Source organism: Amycolatopsis lurida (genome assembly GCF_900105055.1).
GTDB lineage: Bacteria > Actinomycetota > Actinomycetes > Mycobacteriales > Pseudonocardiaceae > Amycolatopsis > Amycolatopsis lurida.
Genome location: NZ_FNTA01000003.1, coordinates 376,163 through 396,741, shown reverse-complemented (window position 1 = coordinate 396,741; position 20,579 = coordinate 376,163). Strand labels below are relative to the sequence as shown.

Sequence of the window (20,579 nt, the reverse complement as noted above, 5' to 3'; positions counted from 1 at the left end):
GTTCAGCGGCGGACCCGGAGGGTGAGGGTGTCGGCGAGGCCGTCGGTGGTGTTGAGGGTGCGGCGGCTGCCGATGACGACAGCGGCGATAGGGCCGCCGAGTCCGTCGGGGTCGTGGATGTGGAGGGTGTCGAGGAGGCGTCGGCGGGGGTCGCCGACGACGGCGATGTCTTTGAGGACCGTGGTGGGCTGGGCGAGGTCGGCCAGCAGGGACGTGGTGATGGCCTGCATGGATTCGAGGGTTTGCCGGAACGGGTTGTCCGGCAGGGCGAGAACACGTCGGCCATAGCGGGCGATGGAGGCGTCATCGGTGGCGACGTGGGCAATAGGGCGGCCGTTGATCACGGGATTACCGACGAGCCGCAAGGCTGGCGTGCGGCGGTCGTCGAGGGCGAAGCGCAGGGCGAAGCTGTTGGTGTTCTGGATTTCCAGCTTGACGCGGTTCTGGCTGACGGGCATCGCTCGTACCGTGATGCCGGTGGTGACCTCGGCTCCGGTGTCCCGGCGTATCGGGCGGCAGGCGGAGAACCGTGTGTAGTCGTCGCTGGTGTAGGCGCTCAGGGTGTGTATCGACAGAGCGTTGCCGTGGAACGTGGATCTGGTTTGGAAGGTGACGATCGGTCGTGTGGTGCCCATGGGGGCTTCGAGTTCGTCGGCTGTCGCGGGTTCGTAGACGTTGACGTCTTTCATGGATTTCAGCCGGGGTACGGCGGTGAGGCTGATCTCGTTGCGGATCGAGTCCAGCGAGGTCGAGAGCGACAGCTCAGTAAGCGCCCCGGAAGCGGAGAGGGTCGCCGTAGTCGGTCGCGCGGCCAGGGCGTGGACGGTGTCTCGGTTGAGGAACCGGAAGCGCCCGTTCTCGGTGTAGCTGATCACTCCGAACTCCGCTGCCGCTGCTTGTTTGAGGACGTCGAAGGAGTCGGCGTTGACGATGTCGGGCAGGCCGGTCATCCAGTTCAGGCCGGTGTCGATCTCCGCTTGCGGCGTGTGCGGTGCGCCCCAGTCCGCGGGTGGTGCGGCCGCGATGCTGATTTGCAGGCAGCTCACCGGGACCGGTGTGCAGGCGAAAATGGAGGTTCCGCCGCTGCTCTCCTCGGAGATCAGGGGCACGGTCTCGGTCGCGATGGGCGTGATCGTGCCGTCGACCATCCAGCAGGTCTCGATCGTGTACTTGGGGTACGAGGTGTAGCGGAACCAGAGGCCGACCCGATGCCACGCGGCCTCCCCGGCGAAAGTGGGGCCGTTGATCGTGGTGACCAGGGACCGGTTCGAGTGGACCTTCAGCACGACTCGCCCGCCGGTGGTCACGCCGACGGCGAACGTCCCACCGGAAATGCCCCGGACGCCGGTGCTCATGCTGAGGATGTCACCGTTCATGTTCGGCGCGAAGGTGTTGCTGGCACCGGCTTTGCAGTGGAATTCGAACAGGTGCCCCCGGTCCGGCCAGCTGGGATAGAACTCCAGCGCCGCGTTGGCGTACATGGTCGCGGACAGCTTCGGCGTCCCGTTCGCCGCGAGCATCCCGTAGGGACCGGGGACGAACGCGGGCACGCTCGCGTCGAGCTTTTCACCGTAGCCGAAGTCGGAGTTGAACCCGACGTCGGCGATTAGGCCGCCGTGACAGGTCATCGCGAACATGCAGTCGGGCCGGGGTGGTGGGGAGGCGAAGATTCCGTTGCGCCGCAACACATAGTCGATGACCCACTGGGTGTTGATGCGCCATTGGAACGGCCACTCGGTGGTGTTGTAGTGCTGCTCCTCCTCTTGCGCGACCGGCGGCAGCGTCACCGATGCCCGGAGCGTTTCGGCAGGGTCCAGCGCGGCTAGCTCCACCGACCGGCCGGTCGCCGACAGCGTCAGCGTGCGGGTGGAGCCGGTGAACTGGCGGACGAGTTCCCGCCCCGACGCCGTGAGCAACCCCAGGTCACACGTCAGCGGAGCGTCGACGAGGTCGGTGTCGCGCAGCAGGGAATCCGGCCTGTACGGCGTGAGCATCCTGGCAACGTCGCGGGAATCGTCGGCGCGCTGGCCGGCGAGGGTGGCAGCCAGGGTCGCAGTCGTGTAGCCCTCGATCAGGGTGCACTCGTCCGGGAGATCCCCGGAGATCTGCCGTTCGATGACCAGGCTTTCGGCCACAGTGGACAAATCCGAGAGCGGATGGTCGAACCCTCCGCTCCTGCCCCAGTCCACGCGAACCTTGGCGCGGGGCTGGCGTTGCGGGGCGTCGACCGCCGCCGCCAGCTCGTCGGGTTGGGTCACCTATACCTCCAGCAGGGTGAGCGTGGTCGCGAACGACCCGGGAACGGGGTACTTCCACGGAATCGACTCGATCAGCACCATCGCGGCGCCGCCCCCGGCAGACCACACCACCGGCTCCGTGCCGCTGGTGAGCGACCACGCCGAGGTGGTCGCCGTTCCGGCCTGCCCTAGCACCAGACCGGGGCGTACTGACGCGGCCCCGTCCGTCGCGGGCACGGTCACCCTCATTCGAGCGCCGCGGCTGCTGGGCGTGGCCGGTGCCGTCGACACGGTGGTGATCACGACGTCGGTCGCGTTGAGCACGAACGCGGTCAACGCCACCGGGACCGTGGCGGCGACGTTGGCGGCGAACGTCACCGGCTCGCCCGGCAGGACCGGGACGGCGGACCGGGTCAGCAGCAGACCGCCGCCAGCGTCGGCCGTGGTCCACGTCAAAGCCCCGGACCCCGCAGGTGCCGGGTGATCCGGTGGGGTGACAGGGGTGGCCTGCCAGGTCAGGGTTCCGGCGGTAGCGAACCCTTCCGGGCCATGCTCGACGCTCCCGGCAGTGGCCACCTGGACAGATAGCCGGTTTCCGGCCGTCGGGTCCAGCAACCACACCGGTCCGCCGAGCAGGCCCGCGTATAGCAGCGACAGCCACCGGTGGGTGTCCTCGTCAAGGTAAGGCCAGGTGAGGACCCAGGTGCGGCGGATCCCGAGCCGGTCGAGTGTCGGGCGCCCCGTGATCGACCGGTGCAGCCCGCCGGTGCGGACCGGCACCATTTCCGGCGGGCCGCCCAGCGACGGTGACGGCAGTGCCCGTAGCGCGCCGAGCGGCCCCAGGCAGAACACGGAATCACCCATCACAATCACCGTCCCTTTCGCTAGCGCCGGGCGTTGGCTGCGTTGACCGTGTTCACCAGTCGCGCAGTCCCCGCCCCATCGACACGGAGCCGTGCGCCGTCCAGCGCGAGCAGCACCCCCGCCGTCACGGCGGCCGAGATCGACGCGGCGTCCAACGCGGACGTTCCCGGCGGGAACACCGGCCGGACCGGTGCAGCCGCCTGGCCGTTGGCTGCCGGTGCGGTGCCGTGAGCGGGTGGTGTGTCCACGTGCAGGGCGTTGGTGAGGCCGGTCAGGTAGTCCCGGATTTGCGGTTCGCCGTCTTCCAGCCCGGTCAGCAGACCGCGCATGATCAAGCGGCCGTTCGCGGTGAGGAGGACGCGGTCTCGTGCGGGTGGTCCCTTCCACGAGGTGATCCAGTTGGTGAGTTCGCCGAGCCGGTCTTTCACCCAGCCGAAGCCGGAGGTGAGGCCGTCGACCAGGCCGCGGATCACGTTCCGCCCGGCTTCCCACAGCAGGGACCCGAGATTGCCGAGCGCACCGAGGATGCGGCCCGGGATGCTGGCGACGAGATCGAGCACGCCGCCGATGCTGTGCGAGACGATCCCCTTGATCATTCCCCAGGCACCGGAGACGATGTTCTTCACGCCGGTCCACGCCTGATCCCAGTTGCCCGAGATCAGGCCCGTCACTACGGAAATGACGCCGGAGATCACGGTCAGCGCACCGGAGATGATCTCCACGATCGCGGAGAACTTGCCCTTCACCAGCCCGAACAGCTCCAGGATGATCGGCATCAAGAGCTGGCTGATCTGCGTGATCAGCGGGGTCAGCGCGACGGCGAGCTGCGTAAACAGCCCGGCGGCCTGCACGATCACCGGCAGCAGCGACGTCACCAAATCGAGCAGCGGCGGCAGCAGCCCCGACACGAGTTGCAGCAGCGGCGGCAGTATCGGCAGCAGCGCCGTCACGATCCCGAGGAACGCCTCCGCCAGCGGCGGGATCACCGGCAGCAGCGCCGCGAGGATCTGACCGGCGATCTGGCCGAGCAGCCCGCCGACCTCCGACAGCACCGGCGTGGCCGCCTGCAACGCAGTCGACACGACACCCGCGAGTTGCTGAATCGCTTGCACCACAACGGGAAGCACCGGCATCGCGGCGTTGAGCGCGGCCAGCAGCACCGAGGTGAACACCCCGCCCAGCGCCGACAGCACCGGCAGCACGGCCGAGAGGGCTTGCAGCAGCGCACCACCGAGCTGCCCGATGATCGGCGACAACGCGGTCAGCAACTGCCCCAGCGCCGGAGCCGCGAGCCGCAGCGCCTGCACCAGGAGCCCGCCGAACTGCGTGATCAGCGGCGCCAGCGTCCGCGCTAGCTCCACCAGAGCGGGAGTCAGCTCGGTGACCGCCGCGCCGAGAGCGCCGCCGAGCTGCCCCACCAGCTCCGCGACGGCTGGAGCCAGCGCGCCGACGATCGGGGCAAGCGCGGCAGCCGCCGGAACCAGGACCGCCGCCAATGCCTGGGCCGCCGTGCCCAGCACGGGAGCCAAGGCGGCGAGGACCTGGCCCAGCGGAGCGATCGCGGGGCCCAGCGCGGCGAACGCCGCCCCGATCATCGGCCCCAGCTGCGCAATCGCTGGAGCGATCGAGGTGACGATGGCCTGGCCAAGCGCGACGAGAACCGGCATCAACCCGGAGGTGACGGCGTGCAAGCCGTCGAAGATCTGGCCCAAGGCCCGTGCACCTTCGGCGGAGCGCACGAACTCGGCCATCTGGCCGGTGACGTCGACCAGGACCGTGAGCAGCCCGCCGCCGCCAGTGCTGGCGGCGGAGAACACCGCGAACACGACCTGCCCCAGGTTCTTCAGAACCGTGACCAGGTCACCCACAGCCGACAGACCGGCCGAGAGCCAGTCGCGGAGCTGTCCGGACTCGCGTGCCGCCGCGATGAAGTCGGCGAACTTCTGCGCGCCGTCGGCAAGGCCGGAGCCGAAGCCAGGCAGGAACTCCGCGCCCACGGCGGCGATATCGCGCAGCCCTTGCAGGAACGGATGCACCGCCTGTGAGAGCTCGTGCATGGTCGCCGAGGTATTGCCCAGGATCGAGCCGACGTCAGAGATCGTGCGGCCTTCGCGGGCGAACGCGACGAACCCGAGCGCGCCGGCGTTCAGCCCCTCGGAGATCCCGCCCAACCCGTGCCGCAGCAACGGCAGATACGTGCCCGACAGCGCGGTGATCTCCGAGGCCAGACCGGTGAACAGCCGCTGCTGCACCTCTTGCCTCAGCCCGACGAACTCCGGGCGCAGCGCGCGGACCGCGTTCGCGGCCGCCGCCATCGCAGGCGGAAAGTCCTTGATCGCCTCGGCGTACTTCTTCGGATCCTCCTGCTTGAGCGCATCGGAGAACCCGGAGATCCCGAGCTTGAGCGTCTGCATGATCGCCACGGCCGCGAGCCCGGCCGCCGGGACCGCCAGCAGCGACCCCGACGCGGTGGCCGCGACCGACCCGAGCCCGCCCAGCGCGGTCACGGCCTGCCCGGCACCGGCCGCCATCGCCCCGTACTTCAAGGTGGCCAGACCGACCGCACCCGAGTGCAGCGCTACCGCACCGGTCACCGACCGCATCCGGGACTCCACGTCGGACAGGCCGCGGAGACTCGCGCCGACCGACTTGTCCAGCACGACCTTGAGCGTGATGTTCTGGCCGTCGAGCCGCCGTTTCAGCGCAGCAAAGCGGGTTTCGGCCGGTTCAGCCTCCAGCTCAGCCAGCAGCCGGATCGCGGTCTGATCACCTTCACGGGCGGCCACGCGCAGTTGCTCGCGCAGCAGCGCGGTTTTCACCTCGGCCGACAGGCTGACCTTCGGGGCCTGTCCCTCGGCCTCGCGGACCTGATCGCGCAGGTGTCGCCCCAAGCCCTGGAGGGACGGCATGATCTTGAGATAGGCGTGAGCAACCGAGGTCACGGGCGTTCACCACCGAGACACTTCGATCGGTCAGGGCGGACATACCCGCGCCTCAGCAGCGCGCTGTGCTCAAATAGCTGGATGAACGGTGGGAGGAAAGATCAGCCTCTACGCGAGTTCGCGTGGGTCTGGGTGTGGTTGACCCTGGTTGTAAGCGTTGCGGCGGGTACCACGATCACCGCTCTGCTGTGGGGCGACACGCCGACCAACCATCGCGACGCGTTCGACATCGGATGGAAAAGCTCCGCAGCCGTGCTCGCGATCCTCGCCGCCTTCGTCACAGTCGAACGTCTACGCCTGAGCCAGCGGGAACATCACCGGCAACTTGACAACGACGAAGCCACGCACATCAACACACTGTCTTCGCAAGCCAGTGAGCAACTCGGCAGCGACAAAGCCGCCGTGCGCATCGGTGGACTTACCGATCTGGAGCGACTCGCCGAGCAATACCCCGACCTGCGGCAGACCGTGGTCGACAGGATTTGCGCGTACCTCCGCGCTCCCTACCAGCCTCCACCCAATTTAGCCGCTGTCACATTCGACGCCGAACCCGAGTCGAGGGGCGCCCCTGCCACCCAAGCGGGACCGAGATTGTCGGGACCGTCCGATGACGAGATAGCAGCCCGCCGACTCGAACTGGACGTGCGTCGAACTGCGCAGCAAATCTTACACCGACACCTAAGAAATGAATCACGACCAGAAAATTCACTCCACAATTTTTGGGATGGAATTAGCCTTGACCTTCGGGACGCCGCCCTCATCGAAATCGACTTCTCGAATTGTCGAATGGCATCCGCAGACTTCCGAGGGGCTAAGTTCTACGGTCGAGCTAAGTTTCTTGATGTTTCCTTCGACGGGGACGCTGAATTCGATGGGGCGACATTTACCAGGAGTGCTCATTTCAACAAGGCTACATTCGCAGCGAATGCTTCCTTTGACAATGTAGCGTTCAATGTGGCCACCTGGTTCACCAAGGCGACGTTCAGTAGGAATGCAACATTCGACATAGCGTCGTTCGATGGAATTGCGCGATTCAACCAGGCGACATTCGCCTCCGTCGCCTGGTTCGAAAACGCGACGTTTGTCGAAGAGGTGGCGTTTATTGGAGCGACGTTCACGAAGGGCGTCATGTTCGACGAGTCGACATTCGCTAAGGATGCCATCTTTAGCAACGCGATATTCGCCAGGGAAGCCCACTTTCAGAGTGCAACTTTCGAGGGGCGTGCCATATTTGACGCGGTGGAACATGACGCTAATTTTGAGTTTCATCACGCACGTGTCACCAAGCCGGGCCAATGGCATTCATGGCCTGCCGGTTGGCGGATGGAAGATTCTTCAGATGCGGCCGGTAATGTGGCATCGCTGGTTCGGATTAATTCGTCGCAGGACGATGTGCCCGGCTCACGATCCGGAGATGAGCCTGAGATCCAGGTGTAGCTCAATGTAAACTGTTCGGTCGGTCAGTCGCCACGCATCCATAGCGCGATTTCGCGTAGCGACTTCAGCTCCGCGTCAGCCGGTACACGGTCGGCCCGAGTGTCGACCGTTGGGGAAATTGATTTGTTCAACGGTCCGGCGAGCTCGGAATCGGTGACGTCTTGACCTAGCGCAACGGCGATAGTCGCCCACAGTGCCGTTACGCGTCGTTCGGTCGCAGCCAACAGCAGTTCGACTCGGGTTAACGTGCCGTGCGGGTCGTGCAGCCGCCAGACCGCCGCGTCGTCGGGCAGGTGCGCCACCAGCGCGCATAGCCGCCGGTAGGACAGGAGTCCGCGGTAGAGGTCGAGCAGATCGACCCCGTACCGCAGCAGATCGGTTTCGAGGGCTTCGGCGGTCGCCTCGTCTGCTAGGAGCAGGGCGACCGTTAGGGGTTTCCCCGCCCCAGCTCCTTCATGACGACGGCCGAGAAGTCTTCGGCGTCGGCGGCTGTGGCAGCCAGACCACGCCACTTGGCGTACTGATCGGGTCCGAGGATGAGTTTCAGCGCAGTCAGGTGCTTGCCGTCTTCCTCTGCTTCGAGGGCTTCGAGCGGGAACCGGTCCGGGCTGGGCAGGGTGAACCGCTTGCCGCGCCAGGTCACGGCCAGGTCCGCGCCGGGAGAGGCGGGCTTGCCGGTTGCTTCCGCGCGCTGTCGAGTCGCCATCAGGTGGTGTGCTCCTTCAATGAGGTGTGTTCGGAACTGTCGTTGCGGTGTGGATGCTGCTTAGCTGAGCTGGCTTAGCGTCACTTCCCGCGCGGCTGGTCCTCGGTGATCACGTCGAGCGCTCCCGTGGTGACCGCAGGTGCCCCGAACAGCACAGCGGGGTCGTCGGTGAGCCACACGGCGATGTAGGTTTTTCCCTTCGGCGGCGCCAGGGCGGAGAACTTCATGCCCCAGCGCGCTTCCTGGGAGCGGCCCCACTGTGCGTCTTCGGTTTCGGACACCTCGGCGCGCGGCAGGTACAGGCGGTGGTGGTAGACCTCGGTGTCGGAGACGGTGTCGATCCAGTCGACGCAGAGCGCGCGGACGTCGCCCTTGGGGATGGAGCTGATCTCGGCCCGGTAGACCTTTGGGGTACTGGTGCCGACGGCGGCGAACTTCATGCCACCGAAGTACGCGCTGAGCACTTCGCCCTTGGTTTCCTGGAACACCGAGGCTACGGTGAGTTCCTGTGACTTGTAGATGTAGCGGGCGGGTGTGAGTTGCTGCCAGTGCTCGGTGCCCTCTTTCTCGACTTTGCGGGCCAGGGTGGTGCCGTCCGGGGTGGACAGCCCGAGCCCGACCCACGGGGCCGCGAGTGGTGCGATGGGGTCGGCGGGTTCGGGGGTGTCCGCTGGTGCGAGCGACACCTCACCGGTACCGGGGACGCGGACAAGCGCGGAATTCATTGCCATGTAGGGGAAACCTCAAATGGTGGGGGTGCGCGCGAAGACAGCGGCGGCGCAGGTGGCCAGCGGTGCGGCCGTGTGTGGATCGATCCCCGCGAGTGGCGCGGTGATCGGTTCGGCTCGGATGATCAGGCCCGGCGGTGCGGGTGCGCAGAGCAGGCCGAGCGCGAGTCCGGCGAGGGCTTTCGAGGTGTGCGGGCTGTGGTGCCAGACGGTCAGCCGGATGACGGCACGTTGCACGGCGGGCCAGGTCCAGGTGTGGCCGTCCTCGGCGACGAGCAGCCACGGCAGCGATGGCGGTCCGCCGTCCGGCCCCGCGCCGGTCTCGGTCGAGACCTGGACTCGTTCGGCGACCGCGAGGCTCTGGCCGGCGAGCAGACCGCGCAGGCGCCGCACGACCAGCCCGGCGACGTCGACCGGTACCGGTACAGGACCTGTCACGTTCCGCCGTCCTGTTCGCTCTCGACCGACAGGCTCGCGGTTTCCGCCGCGCGTTTGAGCAGCCCGTAGCGTGCTTCCATCCCGACTCCGGCCGGGTGGCGGATGGCGACCGACCAGCCCACACGGTCGGTGTCAGGGTCGGCGTAGACGTCGATCGGCAGCGGCTCACCCGAGGTCACCACGTGCCCGGACGCGCGGGCAACCTCGCCGACCTTCTCAGCAACGGCCCGAATCTCTTGCTCGAACTCTGGCGAATGCAGAAGTCCGGCGACGGCGGCGTAGTCGATCGTGATGCGTTCCAGGGCCATCTGTTCAGCCCTCCACGTGAGTCAGGGCGAGTTCGTAATGGACGTAGCCAAACCGCGGTGACCACCGCGCCGGTTCCCCGGACACCTCGAACGTCCGCCCGTCCCACTCGATCCGCTCCCGCGCGGTGACCGGTACGGCGGTAAACGCCCGCCAGCCGGTGACCACCGCCTGACGGCCGGGCACGGCCGGTTCGGTCGAGCCGCCCGGCTGCATAAATCCGGCTACGGTCCGCCGGGGCGCGTCCGGGCCGTAAGTGAGCCGAGGAACCGGGTTCTCGTACTCGTCCGGCACCGGAACGGGGGTGACGACGACCAAGCGATGCGGGAAACGCACGAGGGTTCACCGCCTCACACAGTCCAGATGGTGAACGCCGCACGGGGCGCCGGGACTGGTGCGCGCAGCAGGTCCAGTTCGTCTTCGGTGAAGTACAGGCCGCCCCCGGCATGGGCGGCGGTCCGGGAATGCCCGCCGACGGTTTCGGAGGTGTTGCCGTCCGCCGGGGACGCCAGTGCCCGCAGGACCGCCGTGCAGACGACACCGGGCGCGGTGTCCGGCGGTGGGTCCGATAGGTCGGGAACCTCGTGCCGGACCCACGCGGAGGCGTCCTCCAGGAGCACGGCGGCGCGGGCTTCCTGTTCGGTGGTCAGTGGTGCTTCGGATCGGTTGCGGACGTCGGTGACGGTCGCCAGCGGCGGAAGGGACACGAGGTGATCACCTCCCGCCACCGGCTGGACTTGCTCAGCTGTCCGGACCGTCCTTCGGCGGACGTCCACCGGCCGCGCGGACTCCGACCTCGGACGGCAGTTTCCTGAGCGCGTCGGCGGTGGCCTTGTCGGTGACCTCGGCCTCGCCGTCGACGAAGGTCACGCCGAGGTCGTGCACGGTGAGTGCCGGGTACCTGGTGCTGGTGAACTTCATCAGGCACCCGCCACGGTGAGGCCGGTGATCTTGCCGTGGGCGTTCTCCGGCCCATATTCCAGCCCGATCTCCCCGTAGATCTGGGCCTTGTCCACCGAGCCGGTCTTGGCCAGGGGTTCGGAGAACAGGAAGCCCTTGCCGGGCGTCTCGAGCAGCACCGGCGCGCACTGGTCCAGGGACACCACTTCGACGGCATCGGCGGGCATGTAGCGGTTGAGCATCACGTTCAGCGTGCCGAAGTCGGTTTCGATGGTCGTCACCGAGACTCCGGCGACGTTGCGGGTCTGCTCGCGGTAGTTCTTCTTCGTGATGAACTCGTTCGTCAGCTGCCGTTTCTGCCACGCCCCGCACATCAGGGTCGCGGTCTCCGACACCTGAATACCGCCGCTCGTCCAGACCTTTTGCAGCAGGTCCAGCACCATCGCTTCCGTCAGCGGTGCGGGGGTGGCGTTGGTGATCACGTTCGTCTTGGTCGCCTCCAGGATCCCGCGCGTCTTGCGGACCTTGGAGTTATCGGTGGGCTCCTGGAACGTGCCGGTGATGAACCCGGCTTCCACGTCGCGCCCGATCTGGATCAGCGCCTGACGGGTCTGCCAGTCCATTTCGTTCACGACCGGGTTGGTGCCGCCGATCGACGCGGCGTTCGGGTGGGCCGAACCGGTGGCGGCGAACATCTGCTGCGTGGCCTGTCGGGTGTAGGTGACGCCGATGGTTTCCTGGTGGATCTCCAGGACGTTGCGCTCGGTGCCCCGGACGCGGGTGTCCGGACTGGGCGCGTCCGCGCCTTCGGCCCGCTGCCGGTTGGCGTCGGGGGCGCGCAGGTCGTAGACCTGCCAGGTGTGCACGACGGCGTTGGCGCGCTTGCCGCCGGTCAGGCCACCGATGGCGGACAGAAACGGCGTGTCGGTCGGAGTGAGGGCGAACAGTTCGCCCACGAAGTTCGGTGCGTTGTAGGTGTTGGCGATCGCGGCCACACCAGGCATAACGGTCTCCTGAAAGGTGTACGGGTGGTGTGCCGCCGACGCGGCCGGGAACAAGCGCGCTAGCGCTTCTGCGCTGCCTGTTCGGCTAGGCGCTGGTTTTTCAGCGTGATCGCCGTCGCCCAGTCGCCGCGCTTCTCCGCGTCGGCGATCTGCGAGTCATAGCCCGCCGGGCCGGACTGCCGCGCGCCTTGCGACGGGTCGGGCGCGGGCCGGCGAGGACCGGCCGGTTCACCAGTCCGGGCGAGATGCGGGCGGGCGAGAAGAACCGCGGCGAGGTCGGCCGCAATGGCGGTGGTGTCGATCTCGCCATCCGTGCTGACGTAGCGGTCGCGGTCGTCGAGGTAGCGGGGCGCGTCGGTCGGATCCGCCCACCCCGAGGCAGCGGCGCGGATCTCCGCGTCCACCGCCCGACGCCGCAACACGGCCACCTGTTTCTCGGCGGACTCGGCGCGCTTGGCGGCCTTCTCCGCGTCGGTCTGCTGCTCAGCCTCGATCGCGTCGAGCTTCGCCGCCTTCGCCTTGTGGTCTTTGGCGGTCTTCTCGGCCTTGCTCAGCTTGGCCTGGGCCTGCTCGAACAGGGCCTTGTAATCCGCTTCGGCGGCCTGCCCGGTCTCGGCCGGTGTGCTGGCCTGCCCGGTCTCGGGCGGGGTCGTGCCGGGCGCGGTCGTGCTCGGCTCCGGCGGGGTCTGCGAGGTGGGGGCGTTGTCGCCGGGTACGCGGGAATCAGTCACTACCTGTCCTCATGGGAATGCACTAAGTGCCATCAGAGGCACGTATGAAAAACTCGTGGCGTGAACGCCAAGCCAAAACGGACATGGGCCGCTGTGCCTGTCTTTGGCGCGTGCTCGGTCGGAGCTCAGGTCGTCGCCGGTGCCAGCAGCGGAATCACGGCGTGGCAGCTCGGCTGGATGCTGGTCGCCATGATCACGTTCGCAGGCGCCGCGATCACGACCGAAAGCCTTCAAAAAAAGGCTATTACTTGACTCCCTGCAACGCCGGGGGTTCAAGTAACTAGCGTGCTCGCAAAGCGTCCGCCAAGATCCATTGCCGATGCGTCGTACCTCCGGAGCCGGGGGTTCCGAGCATGAAGGTGACGAAGCCGACCCAGTGGCCGGTGGTCGTTGCGATCCAGGCGGTGAGCGTTCCTGGCACTAGCCCGGTGAGGTCCAGTCCGTCGGGGACAGTGCCTTTGGGCGCTCCGATCGGGTAAACGTGGCGTAGGTCGACCCACACGGGTTGACCTGGGTCAACCGTGTGCAGGTACGGCGCGCCTCCACGATCGGACATGTGTTCGATTATGCAATGCCCTTCGGTGGCAGGCTATGCGGCCTGAGCTGCGCTGACACGTCTCGCGCCTGGTATGTCCACGATGGCCAGCCAGCGTTACGACGTGCTTGCCGGTTCGCGGAACTGCACCGCCAGCGCGGGCCGAAGCCGTGATCCGGCAAGCACGCTCGGCCGCTCCTGCTCCTGTTCCTTGCGGTTCGGCAGCTCGGCGGGATCGCGATCCGGCGTCGGGCCGTTTCCGGTCGCGTCGTCTCGGTCGGTTTGCTGGGTGTCGGCCTCGCGGTCCTCGGTCTCCATGTCGCGGATCTGCGCGTCGGAGTAGCCGAGTGCACGGCGGGCGGAGCGGCGCGGCAAGAGCTTGTCCGCCGCGTACAGCTTCACCACGCCGTCGGCCTGGGCGGCGAACGTCGGCGTAGCGGGATCCACCCACTGGGTTTCGACCCGTAGCGCCTCGTCGGGCACCTTGCCGTCGCGCACGTGCAGGATGCGCTGCGCCACGCGGTTCCAGCCGCTGCCGAAGGAGCGTTGACGTCGTTCGGCCCGTTTGATGTGCCGGGACTCCGACGACCGGATCCCCTCGGCGCTGGCGGGGTTTTCCGTGCTGTAGCCGAGGAAGTGCGGCGGGAGCCCGGACAGGCTGGCAACGAGACGGGCCAGGGTGTTGAGCGTGTTGTGGAAGTTCGACAGGTCGGCTTCGGGGAACTGCCCGACCGCCACCCCATCATCCTTCGGCGATTTCGAGGACGCCCAGAGAACGCCGGCGACAGCCTCCCACGGAGTGAGCGGGTTTCCCTTGCTGTCAACAAAATCGTCCTTGTCGAAACCGAGCGCGTACCGTCGCGGCATCGCGTGGAACTCCGCGCTCACCATCATGTCGGTGGCGATCTTGCACGCAGCGTCCGACAGCGGCAGGACGCTCGCCAGCTCCGAGCGTCCAAGCCGCGGGGGCGCGCTGCGGCGCCTCCGCGTGCGGGGACGGTTCACCAGCGGCACGACGGGCACCACGCCCATGCCGTGCCCGTCGCGGTCGGTCTCTTCCCAGACTCCGCCGCCGTTGTCGGAGCTGTACCAGATGGTTTCGTTCGGCAGGTACAGCGTGGCGTAAGCCTCGGACTGGTCCCCGTCTCCGTCCTCGGAAAACTGCCGCTTCAGCGCCGCCCGGACCTCGCGAGTACGCGGGTCAATGTCCACATGGACGTCGAACGGGGACTCGACCGTCACCAGCGGCATCGACGGGCGGGCCTCGTTCGTGCCGACGATCGCGAAGGACCGGCCGAGCACCAGGGCGTCGATGTGGGCCTGCTCGGAGTGCAGGCCCAGCTCGTTCGCCGCCCAGATGTTCCACAGCTCCCGGTCTGCGGCCTGCTCACCGCCGAGCCGGAACCCGGTCACGTCCAGCCGCTCATCGAGCGAGTCCACGACCAGCTCAGGCCAGTTGATCACGACCTGCCGCACGCGGGTGTCCAGGCGGCGCAGCAGCTCCGGGTGCATGTACGACAGCGACTGCTCGCCCTCGTAGTAGGCATCGAGGATTTCCAGCCCAGGAATCTGCGCGTCATGCTGGCGAGTGATGCGGGTGATCCACTGCTCAGACGTCAGCTCAGCGAGGTTCACAGCCACGGCGACCTCCGTCCGTCGCGTTCAGCCCATGACGACCATCCGGCCGGACTTCTTCGGCTTCTGACCGCGCAGCCGCCAGCCCGAAACCGCCATGGCGGCGGTGGGTACCGCGTCGATGCGCTTGCCGGTCTTCCCGCGCTGGGGTTTGTCGGGTCGGATGAGGTCGGGTTCTCCGGGTGGATGGCGCACCTCCACGGAGTCGAAGCAGAACGCCGCAACTGGGTTGCCGTGGTGCGACCACGAGCGCGAGCGGGTCAGCGTCATGAGTTCGGTCATGCCGTGGGTCATTCCGCGGAACGTCTGCGGCACCGGATACATCGGCACTCGCGTGACCCGTTCCAGGCGCTGGCGGACGGGTTCGCCGCTCCACTCGTCGTAATTGATATCGGCGACCCGCAGCGCGGCGCAGTCGGCGGCGACGTCGGCCTCGATCACCTCGTAGTCGATGACTTCGCCGGGGGTGGTGGTGATCCAGCCCTGGTCGACCCACTGGGAGACGCGGTGGTCGGTGTGCTCGTCGAGGAAATCGACCCCAGACTCCGGGAGCCAGAACCGCCACAGCGCCGAGACGTGGCCGTCGATGCCGTCCGGCACGATCAGGCACCAGGCCGTCAGGTCCAGCTTGGACGCGAGATCCAGACCGCCCCAGGCTGGCCGGCGAGCAACCAGCTCCCGCAACCGCGCCGCTTCGGGGAACTCGGTTCCGGTGCACGCGGTGTAGAGGTGCATGGGCATCCACCGCGTGGACTGCGACACCCATTGATTCAGCCGGTACTGGCGGAAGCTGTTCTCTCGCGCCGGATCGTTGCGCGCTTCGAGCGCCTCTTCCCGCAGCGCGGCCAGCGACAGGAAGTCACCCAAGGCCGGGTTGGCGAAGTACCAGTTCGCTTCATCCCACGGGTCCGCATCTTGCGGGAGGTTGCGCAGGTAGACGAAGCGGTGTGGGGCGCGGGACGGGTCTTCGGCGATCTTCACGCACTCGTCGTGCTCGGACTTGGCGAAGCTGATGGGGTCGTTCCCCGCCGTTGTGGCGGCGAGCAGCAGTGGCTGCACTCGGGTGCCCATGCCGGTCCGCAGCGCGGCCCACAGGTCACCGTTCGGCTGGGTCAGGACCTCGTCGAAGATCACGCATGACGGGTTCGACCCGAGGTTGCCCAGCGCGTCGGCCGCGACGACCTGATAGACCGAGTTGGTTTTCTCGTCCACGATCCGGGCGGCGTGCTCGACCACCCGCAGCCGCTTCGACAGCACCGGCGACAGCGCGACCATGCGGGCGGCGACGTTGAACACCAGCCGCGCCTGGTCCTTGTCGCGGGCGGCGCCGTAGACCTCGGCGGACTCGACCCCGTCCCCGACGAGCATGTAGAGCGCGACGAACGCCAGCAGCTCGGACTTGCCGTTCTTCCGGGCGAGTTCGATCCAGCCGGACCGGTAGCGGCGGACGTAGGTCTGCCATTCCGGATCCCACCGGACCTCGCCGAACAGCGGCCGGACAATGTCGTCCCGCTGCCAGTCCGCGAGGATGAACGGGGTTCGTGCCCACCGGTCCTTAGTGTGCACGCAGATCTCTTCGGCGAACGCTTGCGCATGATCGGCGCGCTGATGGCAGAGGTGGTCGCCGCGTTGGCGGCAGGCACGTCCATCGAAGGACCAGCCGCACACCGGAAGCCGCGGAGCCTTCGCCTTACCGGTCTTGGAACTGGGTTTCCGCGTGTGGGAACGGGGTTTAGGAGAGGAGACGGCCCGCGTCGCCCGAGGTCCCGCCATCGGCGCTCACCTCGGCCTTGATCGCCTGCCGGTCCGACGGCGTCAGCCCAAAACGCGCCGCGAACGTCAGAAACGTGCGCTCGGAATCGGCCTGCACCTTCAATGCCGGGTTCGGCACCAGGCCCCCGCCGCCGGGAACCAGCAGCGCCGAGCCGTTCACCAGCGCGGTTGCCACTGCGTAGCGGGCCAGCGCCTCGCACAGCACACCGAACGCGTCGACGTCCCACGCAGTCAGGACTCTCCGGGTGATCATGCTCGGCGCGAGCCGATCCCAGATCGCCTGGCCCTTCTCCGACAGCCACTCCGGCGGCACGATCTCCACCTCAGGCGGCAGCGGCTCCGCGTCGTTGATCCGGTCCTTCCGGTCACCATGCAGGATCCGTAGCGAGGTCGGCTTGCCTGCGGGACCACGTTTTCCCATGAGTAGCAACACCTCGCGTCGATCCGGTTCACGATGGCTTACCGCTCATGTGCGGCCGGAACGGGCAACTCATATGGACGCCTCCACAGAAAGGAGGGCTTGAAAGGGCGCTATATGGTCTCAGAAGGGTCTTTTAAGGGCCTTAATGGGGCCATGTTAGGGCCATGTTGGGCAACTCATATGGACGCGCTTTTGTTGCAGTGCCCCGATTCTTTCCGGAAAAAACCCACAGGCTAGGCTCGTGCCCGGTGCCGCTCCCTCGTGGTCCGGTCGCTCCCGATTGTTCGGGGTCGACGATCGGGAGGTAGGTAAGCCTCCCTGAAGGGAGAACACGAATGAGTGAACACCGCAAGGATGGAGACGACTCCGGTGATCCGCTGCCGGACGAATCTCGCGGACGGTTGCCGGAGGATTCCGGCGGCCGACCGTTGGATCACGCCTCCAGCCGGGGTAAGAACCTCGACTGGAGGCGCAATCTCATCACGGTGATCCAGCTCCTGACGGTGCTGGCTGCCCTAGCCCACGAAGTGTGGAAGCTACTGGGCTAGGCAGGGGTGGGCGTCCGGCACGGGCGCCCACCCGTTCACATCGTTACGTGCCCTGAATACTTGACTCTCACCCAGGGTACGAGTCAAGTATCGCATCGCCCTTACTCAACGGAGCGTCGGGGACTTCGTGATGGCCTAGCTGGAGCCACTGGATGCCTTGCCGCGTCCCTTCGCCTTGGGGGCGGTGGTGGCCTTCTTGCGGGCGGCGCCGCGTCGCTTGGCTGCGGCGGCGGTCTGTCGCTTGCGTGGAGGCATTCAGTTCACCCCCTCTCGGTGTCGTCGGTCTCGGGCATCGTGACGCCGAGCAGTTCCGCGGTGGCGTAGCCGTCGAGGTACTTGTCCCCGATGACGACGAGACCAGCGGCGGCGAGGAAAGCGTCCTTGTCGTCCTGGCTCTTGAAGCAGACGCAGAACCAGTACTCGCTTTCGGTCGCGAGCTGCATCCGTTCCAGCTCGCGGGCGGTGCGTTCGCGGAAGCCGCGGTGAAGCGCGTCGAGCTCGGCGCGCGCGTCGTCCTCTTCGTCGCCCGTGTACTCGACGCCGGCGAGCGGATCGGGGTCCGGCTCGGCCGTGAGCAGGGCCAGCACGTCGTCATTGGACTTCATGCCGGACACGGACGACGACATTTTGAGCTGCGCGAGCAGCGCGGCATTGGGGTCGTCAGCGGGTGAGGTCATGGCGCAGCAACTCCAGCTCGGCGAGGGGGAACCAGTCCAGGACTCGGGCGTAGTCCTCGGGGGCGTGACGGCTCAGCGGTTCGATGAACCGGTAGTCCAGGCCGTCGAACGAGCGGCCGAACCACTCGTAGTCGATCGGCAGAGGGCAGCTGTGCCGGGTGAGCGCTGCCCGGACGTCGGCGATCTGCCAATCCCAGATGGCCGAGACCTTGCGCGTGTCCTGGCGGATCGGGCCGTGAGTGGACATGGCCATGCGCCGCATCGGGCTGTCGGTGGCCCGGACGCCGTCGACGTTCCACGCATCGGCGGGCAGGCCGACGTCCTGGCGCAGCGTCGCGGCCACGTCCTCGTAGGTGAACTCCGTCAGACCGGCCGCGTCGATGATCCGCCACCGCTCGGGCGGGCAGAACACGTAGTTGACCAGCCACCGGTAGAGGCTGGGGTGGGGCAGGTCGTAGATCTTCTGCCCGAAGAAGTCCTCATACATCTTGAGGCTATCGGCGACGAACCGGAGGCCAGGCACGCTGTAGAGGTGGTACGGCACCACGGGAATGCCGCGTTCACGCAACGCCAGCCACGCGCTCAGCGAGTCCTTACCTCGGGAGAAAGCGAGCAGAACCGGTTTCCCCTCGGCCTCCATCTCGCCGAGGATCTGTTCCGACGACGGCAAGCCGTCGATGGTGATCACGGGCACCTCCGTAGCTCATGGTGGGCACCGAGTGCACGAATGTGCACCAGGGCAACGGTTTCTCCGGTCTCAGCCGTCCCGGTCGCGGCGGACGATCTTGCCGACGCCGGACGCCGAGAGCCGCGCGGGCACTGCGGTGTCGCGGTAGGACTCACCCGCCGCTACCAGCTCGATGACCAGGCGATTTCGTTCCGCGTGCCACGCGTCCGCCTGCTCGGCGGCGCGCTCCAGTTCGTGGGCGAGGTCGGCGCGCCGCTGCTCGGCGCGAGCGATCGGGTCGGACGTAGGGGAAGGGGCGCTCAAAACCTGGCACCACCCCTCCGGGGTTCAGGGGCTTGTGCGCCGCGACACCGCTGAGGGGGCCTCCCCCTGGGACGCAACCGAGGCCGTTGCCGACAGGTGGGAACCGTGTAGCGCGCTCGGCGTACTCGTCCGGTTCGCCCGCGGTAGACACTTTGTCCTTAATGGACCATCAGGAACGGTGCCACCCACCTTTGGTTGCCACAGTTCGGGCGGTAACCCTGCTATGGCAACGGGCACACAACCCTCGGCCTCGTGCTGGATCATCAGCATCCAGACCAGCGGCCGTCAGCTCTCGGCGAATGATCGGCCAATGATCGGCCACGGTGGACGGCTGACCACAGCTGCGGCCCAGGTGGCTCGTGCAGTCAGTCAGATCACAGCGGCACACCGGATCCCGCGCCAGCACACCGGGCCGGAAGCGGGAGCGATGTCCTGCCGTGTAACCGCGTTGCGCGGAGCTGCCGAAAGCCGATCGGGCACGCGATCGACAGTCGGGACACCTGCCACCCGAACCTGTCATATGCGAACACCCCGGACGAGTGCATGCCCTATAGGCACGTCCAGGCATGGTGCAAATCCTCCTTTCATATGTCCGTCGAATCGTCAGAACATAAGGACACTAGCCCATTCGGGTGAAATTTCATGCTGAATATTGACTAGTGTTTTATGCAAATACACTCTGATTCGGCTAGTTCCAATTCGGGGTGCAGCAACACCCCGAAAATGAACCGAAAGGATCCGTTGTGTCGCGTGATTTTGTCATGCCCGAACGCGAGTATGGGCGCAACTATTTAGCGACTGCTCAGATAGCCGACTTGCCCACGCTGGCCGAAAGGATACTCGCAGATTTACAGACTATCGCCTCACGAGAATTGGCAGCTGGGGCGGATCTGAGTATTCACGTCAGGGGTTCCAAGAGGCTGACACTGTGCCTCGGCGGCTTGGCCAACGGCTATCTCTTTGCTTGCCTGCGGACTCGTCGACCCAGTGAGGAAGCGCAAGAACTCATCAAGCGCGCCTACCAGCTCCTGGATACCTACAACTGGCGCACTCTGAACGACGCGCGCGACGTCCGCTTCCTGCCGAACGTCGTTGTAGTGTCCGAAGAGGACTACGGTAGCGATCGCTGGACGCCTGGCGTTGTCGTTCACGAGCACGACGATTGGCGCAGCCAATGATGCGAAGAAGAGCCAACATGCTCGTGCTCCCGCAGCTGGGCAAATATACGGAGCCGCGTATTCTTGGCGATCGAGTTGTCGATACCGCACACATCACGCACCTGTCGGCTCTCGCGCGAATCATCGTGCAAGAGGTGGACCTGCAATTTCGTTCCACTGTATCGACACCCGAGCGGTTCGGCATCAATGCCTGGGTTTACGGCGAGCGTGTTCTCGACCTTGAGATCGCAGGCTTCCGCGACGCCGAACTGAACGATCCAGACTTTCTGCACGTGACCCGGCAAGAGTTCATCGACTTCGTCGATCGATTCAACTGGATAAATCTGGACGACGAGCGGGATCAGAGATTCCAAGGCGCGGTGTTTCTCTGCAACGAAAGAGAGCAGAGTATCCGGCATCACTTCGGGCGTGTCCGGATTTACCGGAGCTGGCGCCGTCATCTCGGGCGTCGCTACCAGCCGTTCTTGCCCTTGGCGCGCGGCTGGCTCTGACGCGTCCATCAACCCCTAGACGTGACTGTGCCCCCGG

General features: G+C 66.6%; 24 protein-coding genes. 5 read left to right on the top strand and 19 right to left on the bottom strand.

The genetic code is table 11. The features are described 5' to 3' along the window. Nucleotides 1-2 precede the first annotated feature (2 nt). The 3 genes from BLW75_RS04175 to BLW75_RS43385 are packed head-to-tail and all read right to left on the bottom strand — an operon-like array spanning nt 3 to nt 6,043. Nucleotides 3-2,258 carry a hypothetical protein gene (locus BLW75_RS04175; RefSeq protein WP_034317515.1) on the bottom strand — a complete coding sequence of 752 codons (2,256 nt, stop codon included), beginning with the start codon at nt 2,256-2,258 and terminating at the stop codon, nt 3-5. Further along, the gene (locus BLW75_RS04170) at nt 2,259-3,101 is read right to left on the bottom strand and encodes a hypothetical protein (RefSeq protein WP_034317517.1); all 843 of its coding nucleotides are present in this window, start codon (nt 3,099-3,101) and stop codon (nt 2,259-2,261) included. It lies immediately after the preceding gene. 20 nt (nt 3,102-3,121) lie between these two features. Beyond that, complete coding sequence (locus tag BLW75_RS43385) at nt 3,122-6,043, bottom strand: phage tail protein (protein ID WP_241783869.1); 2,922 nt, start codon at nt 6,041-6,043, stop codon at nt 3,122-3,124. 132 nt (nt 6,044-6,175) lie between these two features. Between BLW75_RS43385 and BLW75_RS04160 the strand changes: the two genes are divergently transcribed. Then, a complete protein-coding gene (locus tag BLW75_RS04160) occupies nt 6,176-7,480 on the top strand; it encodes a pentapeptide repeat-containing protein (protein WP_158005399.1) in 1,305 nt (434 codons plus the stop codon). A 23-nt stretch (nt 7,481-7,503) separates the two neighbouring features. Here the strand turns inward: BLW75_RS04160 and BLW75_RS04155 are convergent, their stop codons facing one another. The 10 genes from BLW75_RS04155 to BLW75_RS04110 form a co-directional block, all read right to left on the bottom strand. After that, nucleotides 7,504-7,782 carry a hypothetical protein gene (locus BLW75_RS04155; protein ID WP_198935796.1) on the bottom strand — a complete coding sequence of 93 codons (279 nt, stop codon included), beginning with the start codon at nt 7,780-7,782 and terminating at the stop codon, nt 7,504-7,506. A gap of 125 nt (nt 7,783-7,907) precedes the next feature. After that, a complete protein-coding gene (locus tag BLW75_RS04150; protein WP_034317520.1) occupies nt 7,908-8,186 on the bottom strand; it encodes a hypothetical protein in 279 nt (92 codons plus the stop codon). 80 nt (nt 8,187-8,266) lie between these two features. After that, nucleotides 8,267-8,917, bottom strand: coding sequence for a phage tail tube protein (locus BLW75_RS04145; RefSeq protein ID WP_143055294.1), 651 nt, complete (start codon nt 8,915-8,917; stop codon nt 8,267-8,269). Nucleotides 8,918-8,929: 12 nt separating this feature from the next. Next, nucleotides 8,930-9,352 (bottom strand): hypothetical protein, encoded by a 423-nt coding sequence (locus tag BLW75_RS04140; RefSeq protein WP_034317527.1) that lies wholly within the window; start codon nt 9,350-9,352, stop codon nt 8,930-8,932. Next, complete coding sequence (locus tag BLW75_RS04135) at nt 9,349-9,660, bottom strand: hypothetical protein (protein WP_034317530.1); 312 nt, start codon at nt 9,658-9,660, stop codon at nt 9,349-9,351. The genes BLW75_RS04140 and BLW75_RS04135 overlap by 4 nt, the downstream gene beginning before the upstream one ends. Nucleotides 9,661-9,664: 4 nt before the next feature. After that, entirely contained in the window at nt 9,665-9,994 is a 330-nt protein-coding gene (locus BLW75_RS04130; RefSeq protein WP_034317532.1) for a hypothetical protein, read from the bottom strand. Nucleotides 9,995-10,008: 14 nt separating this feature from the next. After that, the gene (locus BLW75_RS04125; RefSeq protein ID WP_143055293.1) at nt 10,009-10,365 is read right to left on the bottom strand and encodes a hypothetical protein; all 357 of its coding nucleotides are present in this window, start codon (nt 10,363-10,365) and stop codon (nt 10,009-10,011) included. A gap of 34 nt (nt 10,366-10,399) precedes the next feature. After that, nucleotides 10,400-10,579: a hypothetical protein gene (locus tag BLW75_RS04120; RefSeq protein ID WP_034317539.1), complete on the bottom strand. Its 180-nt coding sequence runs from the start codon at nt 10,577-10,579 to the stop codon at nt 10,400-10,402. Beyond that, complete coding sequence (locus BLW75_RS04115; RefSeq protein WP_034317544.1) at nt 10,579-11,562, bottom strand: SU10 major capsid protein; 984 nt, start codon at nt 11,560-11,562, stop codon at nt 10,579-10,581. The genes BLW75_RS04120 and BLW75_RS04115 overlap by 1 nt, the downstream gene beginning before the upstream one ends. A gap of 59 nt (nt 11,563-11,621) precedes the next feature. Continuing rightward, nucleotides 11,622-12,293: a hypothetical protein gene (locus BLW75_RS04110; RefSeq protein WP_091596749.1), complete on the bottom strand. Its 672-nt coding sequence runs from the start codon at nt 12,291-12,293 to the stop codon at nt 11,622-11,624. A 60-nt stretch (nt 12,294-12,353) separates the two neighbouring features. Between BLW75_RS04110 and BLW75_RS42140 the strand changes: the two genes are divergently transcribed. Continuing rightward, nucleotides 12,354-12,545: a hypothetical protein gene (locus BLW75_RS42140; protein WP_143055292.1), complete on the top strand. Its 192-nt coding sequence runs from the start codon at nt 12,354-12,356 to the stop codon at nt 12,543-12,545. Between the two features lie 400 nt (nt 12,546-12,945). Here the strand turns inward: BLW75_RS42140 and BLW75_RS04100 are convergent, their stop codons facing one another. The 3 genes from BLW75_RS04100 to BLW75_RS04090 form a co-directional block, all read right to left on the bottom strand. Further along, nucleotides 12,946-14,469 (bottom strand): phage portal protein, encoded by a 1,524-nt coding sequence (locus tag BLW75_RS04100; protein WP_241783871.1) that lies wholly within the window; start codon nt 14,467-14,469, stop codon nt 12,946-12,948. Between the two features lie 21 nt (nt 14,470-14,490). Beyond that, the gene (locus tag BLW75_RS04095; protein ID WP_241783873.1) at nt 14,491-16,029 is read right to left on the bottom strand and encodes a terminase large subunit; all 1,539 of its coding nucleotides are present in this window, start codon (nt 16,027-16,029) and stop codon (nt 14,491-14,493) included. 166 nt (nt 16,030-16,195) lie between these two features. Further along, on the bottom strand, nt 16,196-16,657 hold the full coding sequence (locus BLW75_RS04090) for a phage terminase small subunit P27 family (protein WP_034317550.1): 462 nt from the start codon (nt 16,655-16,657) through the stop codon (nt 16,196-16,198). A 335-nt stretch (nt 16,658-16,992) separates the two neighbouring features. On the opposite strand from BLW75_RS04090, the gene BLW75_RS04085 reads away from it, so the two are divergent. Then, nucleotides 16,993-17,205: a hypothetical protein gene (locus BLW75_RS04085; protein WP_034317552.1), complete on the top strand. Its 213-nt coding sequence runs from the start codon at nt 16,993-16,995 to the stop codon at nt 17,203-17,205. Between the two features lie 260 nt (nt 17,206-17,465). Here BLW75_RS04085 and BLW75_RS04080 read toward each other — a convergent pair whose 3' ends face one another. The 3 genes from BLW75_RS04080 to BLW75_RS04070 all read right to left on the bottom strand — a co-directional run bounded on the left by BLW75_RS04080 (nt 17,466) and on the right by BLW75_RS04070 (nt 18,873). Beyond that, nucleotides 17,466-17,882 (bottom strand): hypothetical protein, encoded by a 417-nt coding sequence (locus BLW75_RS04080; protein ID WP_034317555.1) that lies wholly within the window; start codon nt 17,880-17,882, stop codon nt 17,466-17,468. Beyond that, complete coding sequence (locus BLW75_RS04075) at nt 17,866-18,570, bottom strand: adenine nucleotide alpha hydrolase family protein (RefSeq protein ID WP_091596743.1); 705 nt, start codon at nt 18,568-18,570, stop codon at nt 17,866-17,868. The genes BLW75_RS04080 and BLW75_RS04075 overlap by 17 nt, the downstream gene beginning before the upstream one ends. Before the next feature lie 69 nt (nt 18,571-18,639). Beyond that, a complete protein-coding gene (locus BLW75_RS04070; protein ID WP_034317562.1) occupies nt 18,640-18,873 on the bottom strand; it encodes a hypothetical protein in 234 nt (77 codons plus the stop codon). 743 nt (nt 18,874-19,616) lie between these two features. On the opposite strand from BLW75_RS04070, the gene BLW75_RS04060 reads away from it, so the two are divergent. Together BLW75_RS04060 and BLW75_RS04055 are read left to right on the top strand one after the other, a co-directional pair. Continuing rightward, nucleotides 19,617-20,051: a hypothetical protein gene (locus BLW75_RS04060; protein ID WP_034317565.1), complete on the top strand. Its 435-nt coding sequence runs from the start codon at nt 19,617-19,619 to the stop codon at nt 20,049-20,051. 17 nt (nt 20,052-20,068) lie between these two features. Beyond that, entirely contained in the window at nt 20,069-20,542 is a 474-nt protein-coding gene (locus tag BLW75_RS04055; protein ID WP_034317568.1) for a hypothetical protein, read from the top strand. Nucleotides 20,543-20,579: the final 37 nt, after the last annotated feature.

What these genes read in the sequence shown, in the direction of transcription:
- BLW75_RS04055 (WP_034317568.1), top strand. Translation starts at nt 20,069, where the DNA reads ATGCTCGTGCTCCCGCAGCTGGGCAAATATACGGAGCCGCGTATTCTT.
- BLW75_RS04135 (WP_034317530.1), bottom strand. Translation starts at nt 9,660, where the DNA reads ATGGCCCTGGAACGCATCACGATCGACTACGCCGCCGTCGCCGGACTT.
- BLW75_RS04085 (WP_034317552.1), top strand. Translation starts at nt 16,993, where the DNA reads ATGAGTGAACACCGCAAGGATGGAGACGACTCCGGTGATCCGCTGCCG.
- BLW75_RS04145 (WP_143055294.1), bottom strand. Translation starts at nt 8,917, where the DNA reads ATGGCAATGAATTCCGCGCTTGTCCGCGTCCCCGGTACCGGTGAGGTG.
- BLW75_RS04115 (WP_034317544.1), bottom strand. Translation starts at nt 11,562, where the DNA reads ATGCCTGGTGTGGCCGCGATCGCCAACACCTACAACGCACCGAACTTC.
- BLW75_RS04090 (WP_034317550.1), bottom strand. Translation starts at nt 16,657, where the DNA reads ATGGGAAAACGTGGTCCCGCAGGCAAGCCGACCTCGCTACGGATCCTG.
- BLW75_RS04170 (WP_034317517.1), bottom strand. Translation starts at nt 3,101, where the DNA reads ATGGGTGATTCCGTGTTCTGCCTGGGGCCGCTCGGCGCGCTACGGGCA.
- BLW75_RS04080 (WP_034317555.1), bottom strand. Translation starts at nt 17,882, where the DNA reads ATGACCTCACCCGCTGACGACCCCAATGCCGCGCTGCTCGCGCAGCTC.
- BLW75_RS04120 (WP_034317539.1), bottom strand. Translation starts at nt 10,579, where the DNA reads ATGAAGTTCACCAGCACCAGGTACCCGGCACTCACCGTGCACGACCTC.
- BLW75_RS04150 (WP_034317520.1), bottom strand. Translation starts at nt 8,186, where the DNA reads ATGGCGACTCGACAGCGCGCGGAAGCAACCGGCAAGCCCGCCTCTCCC.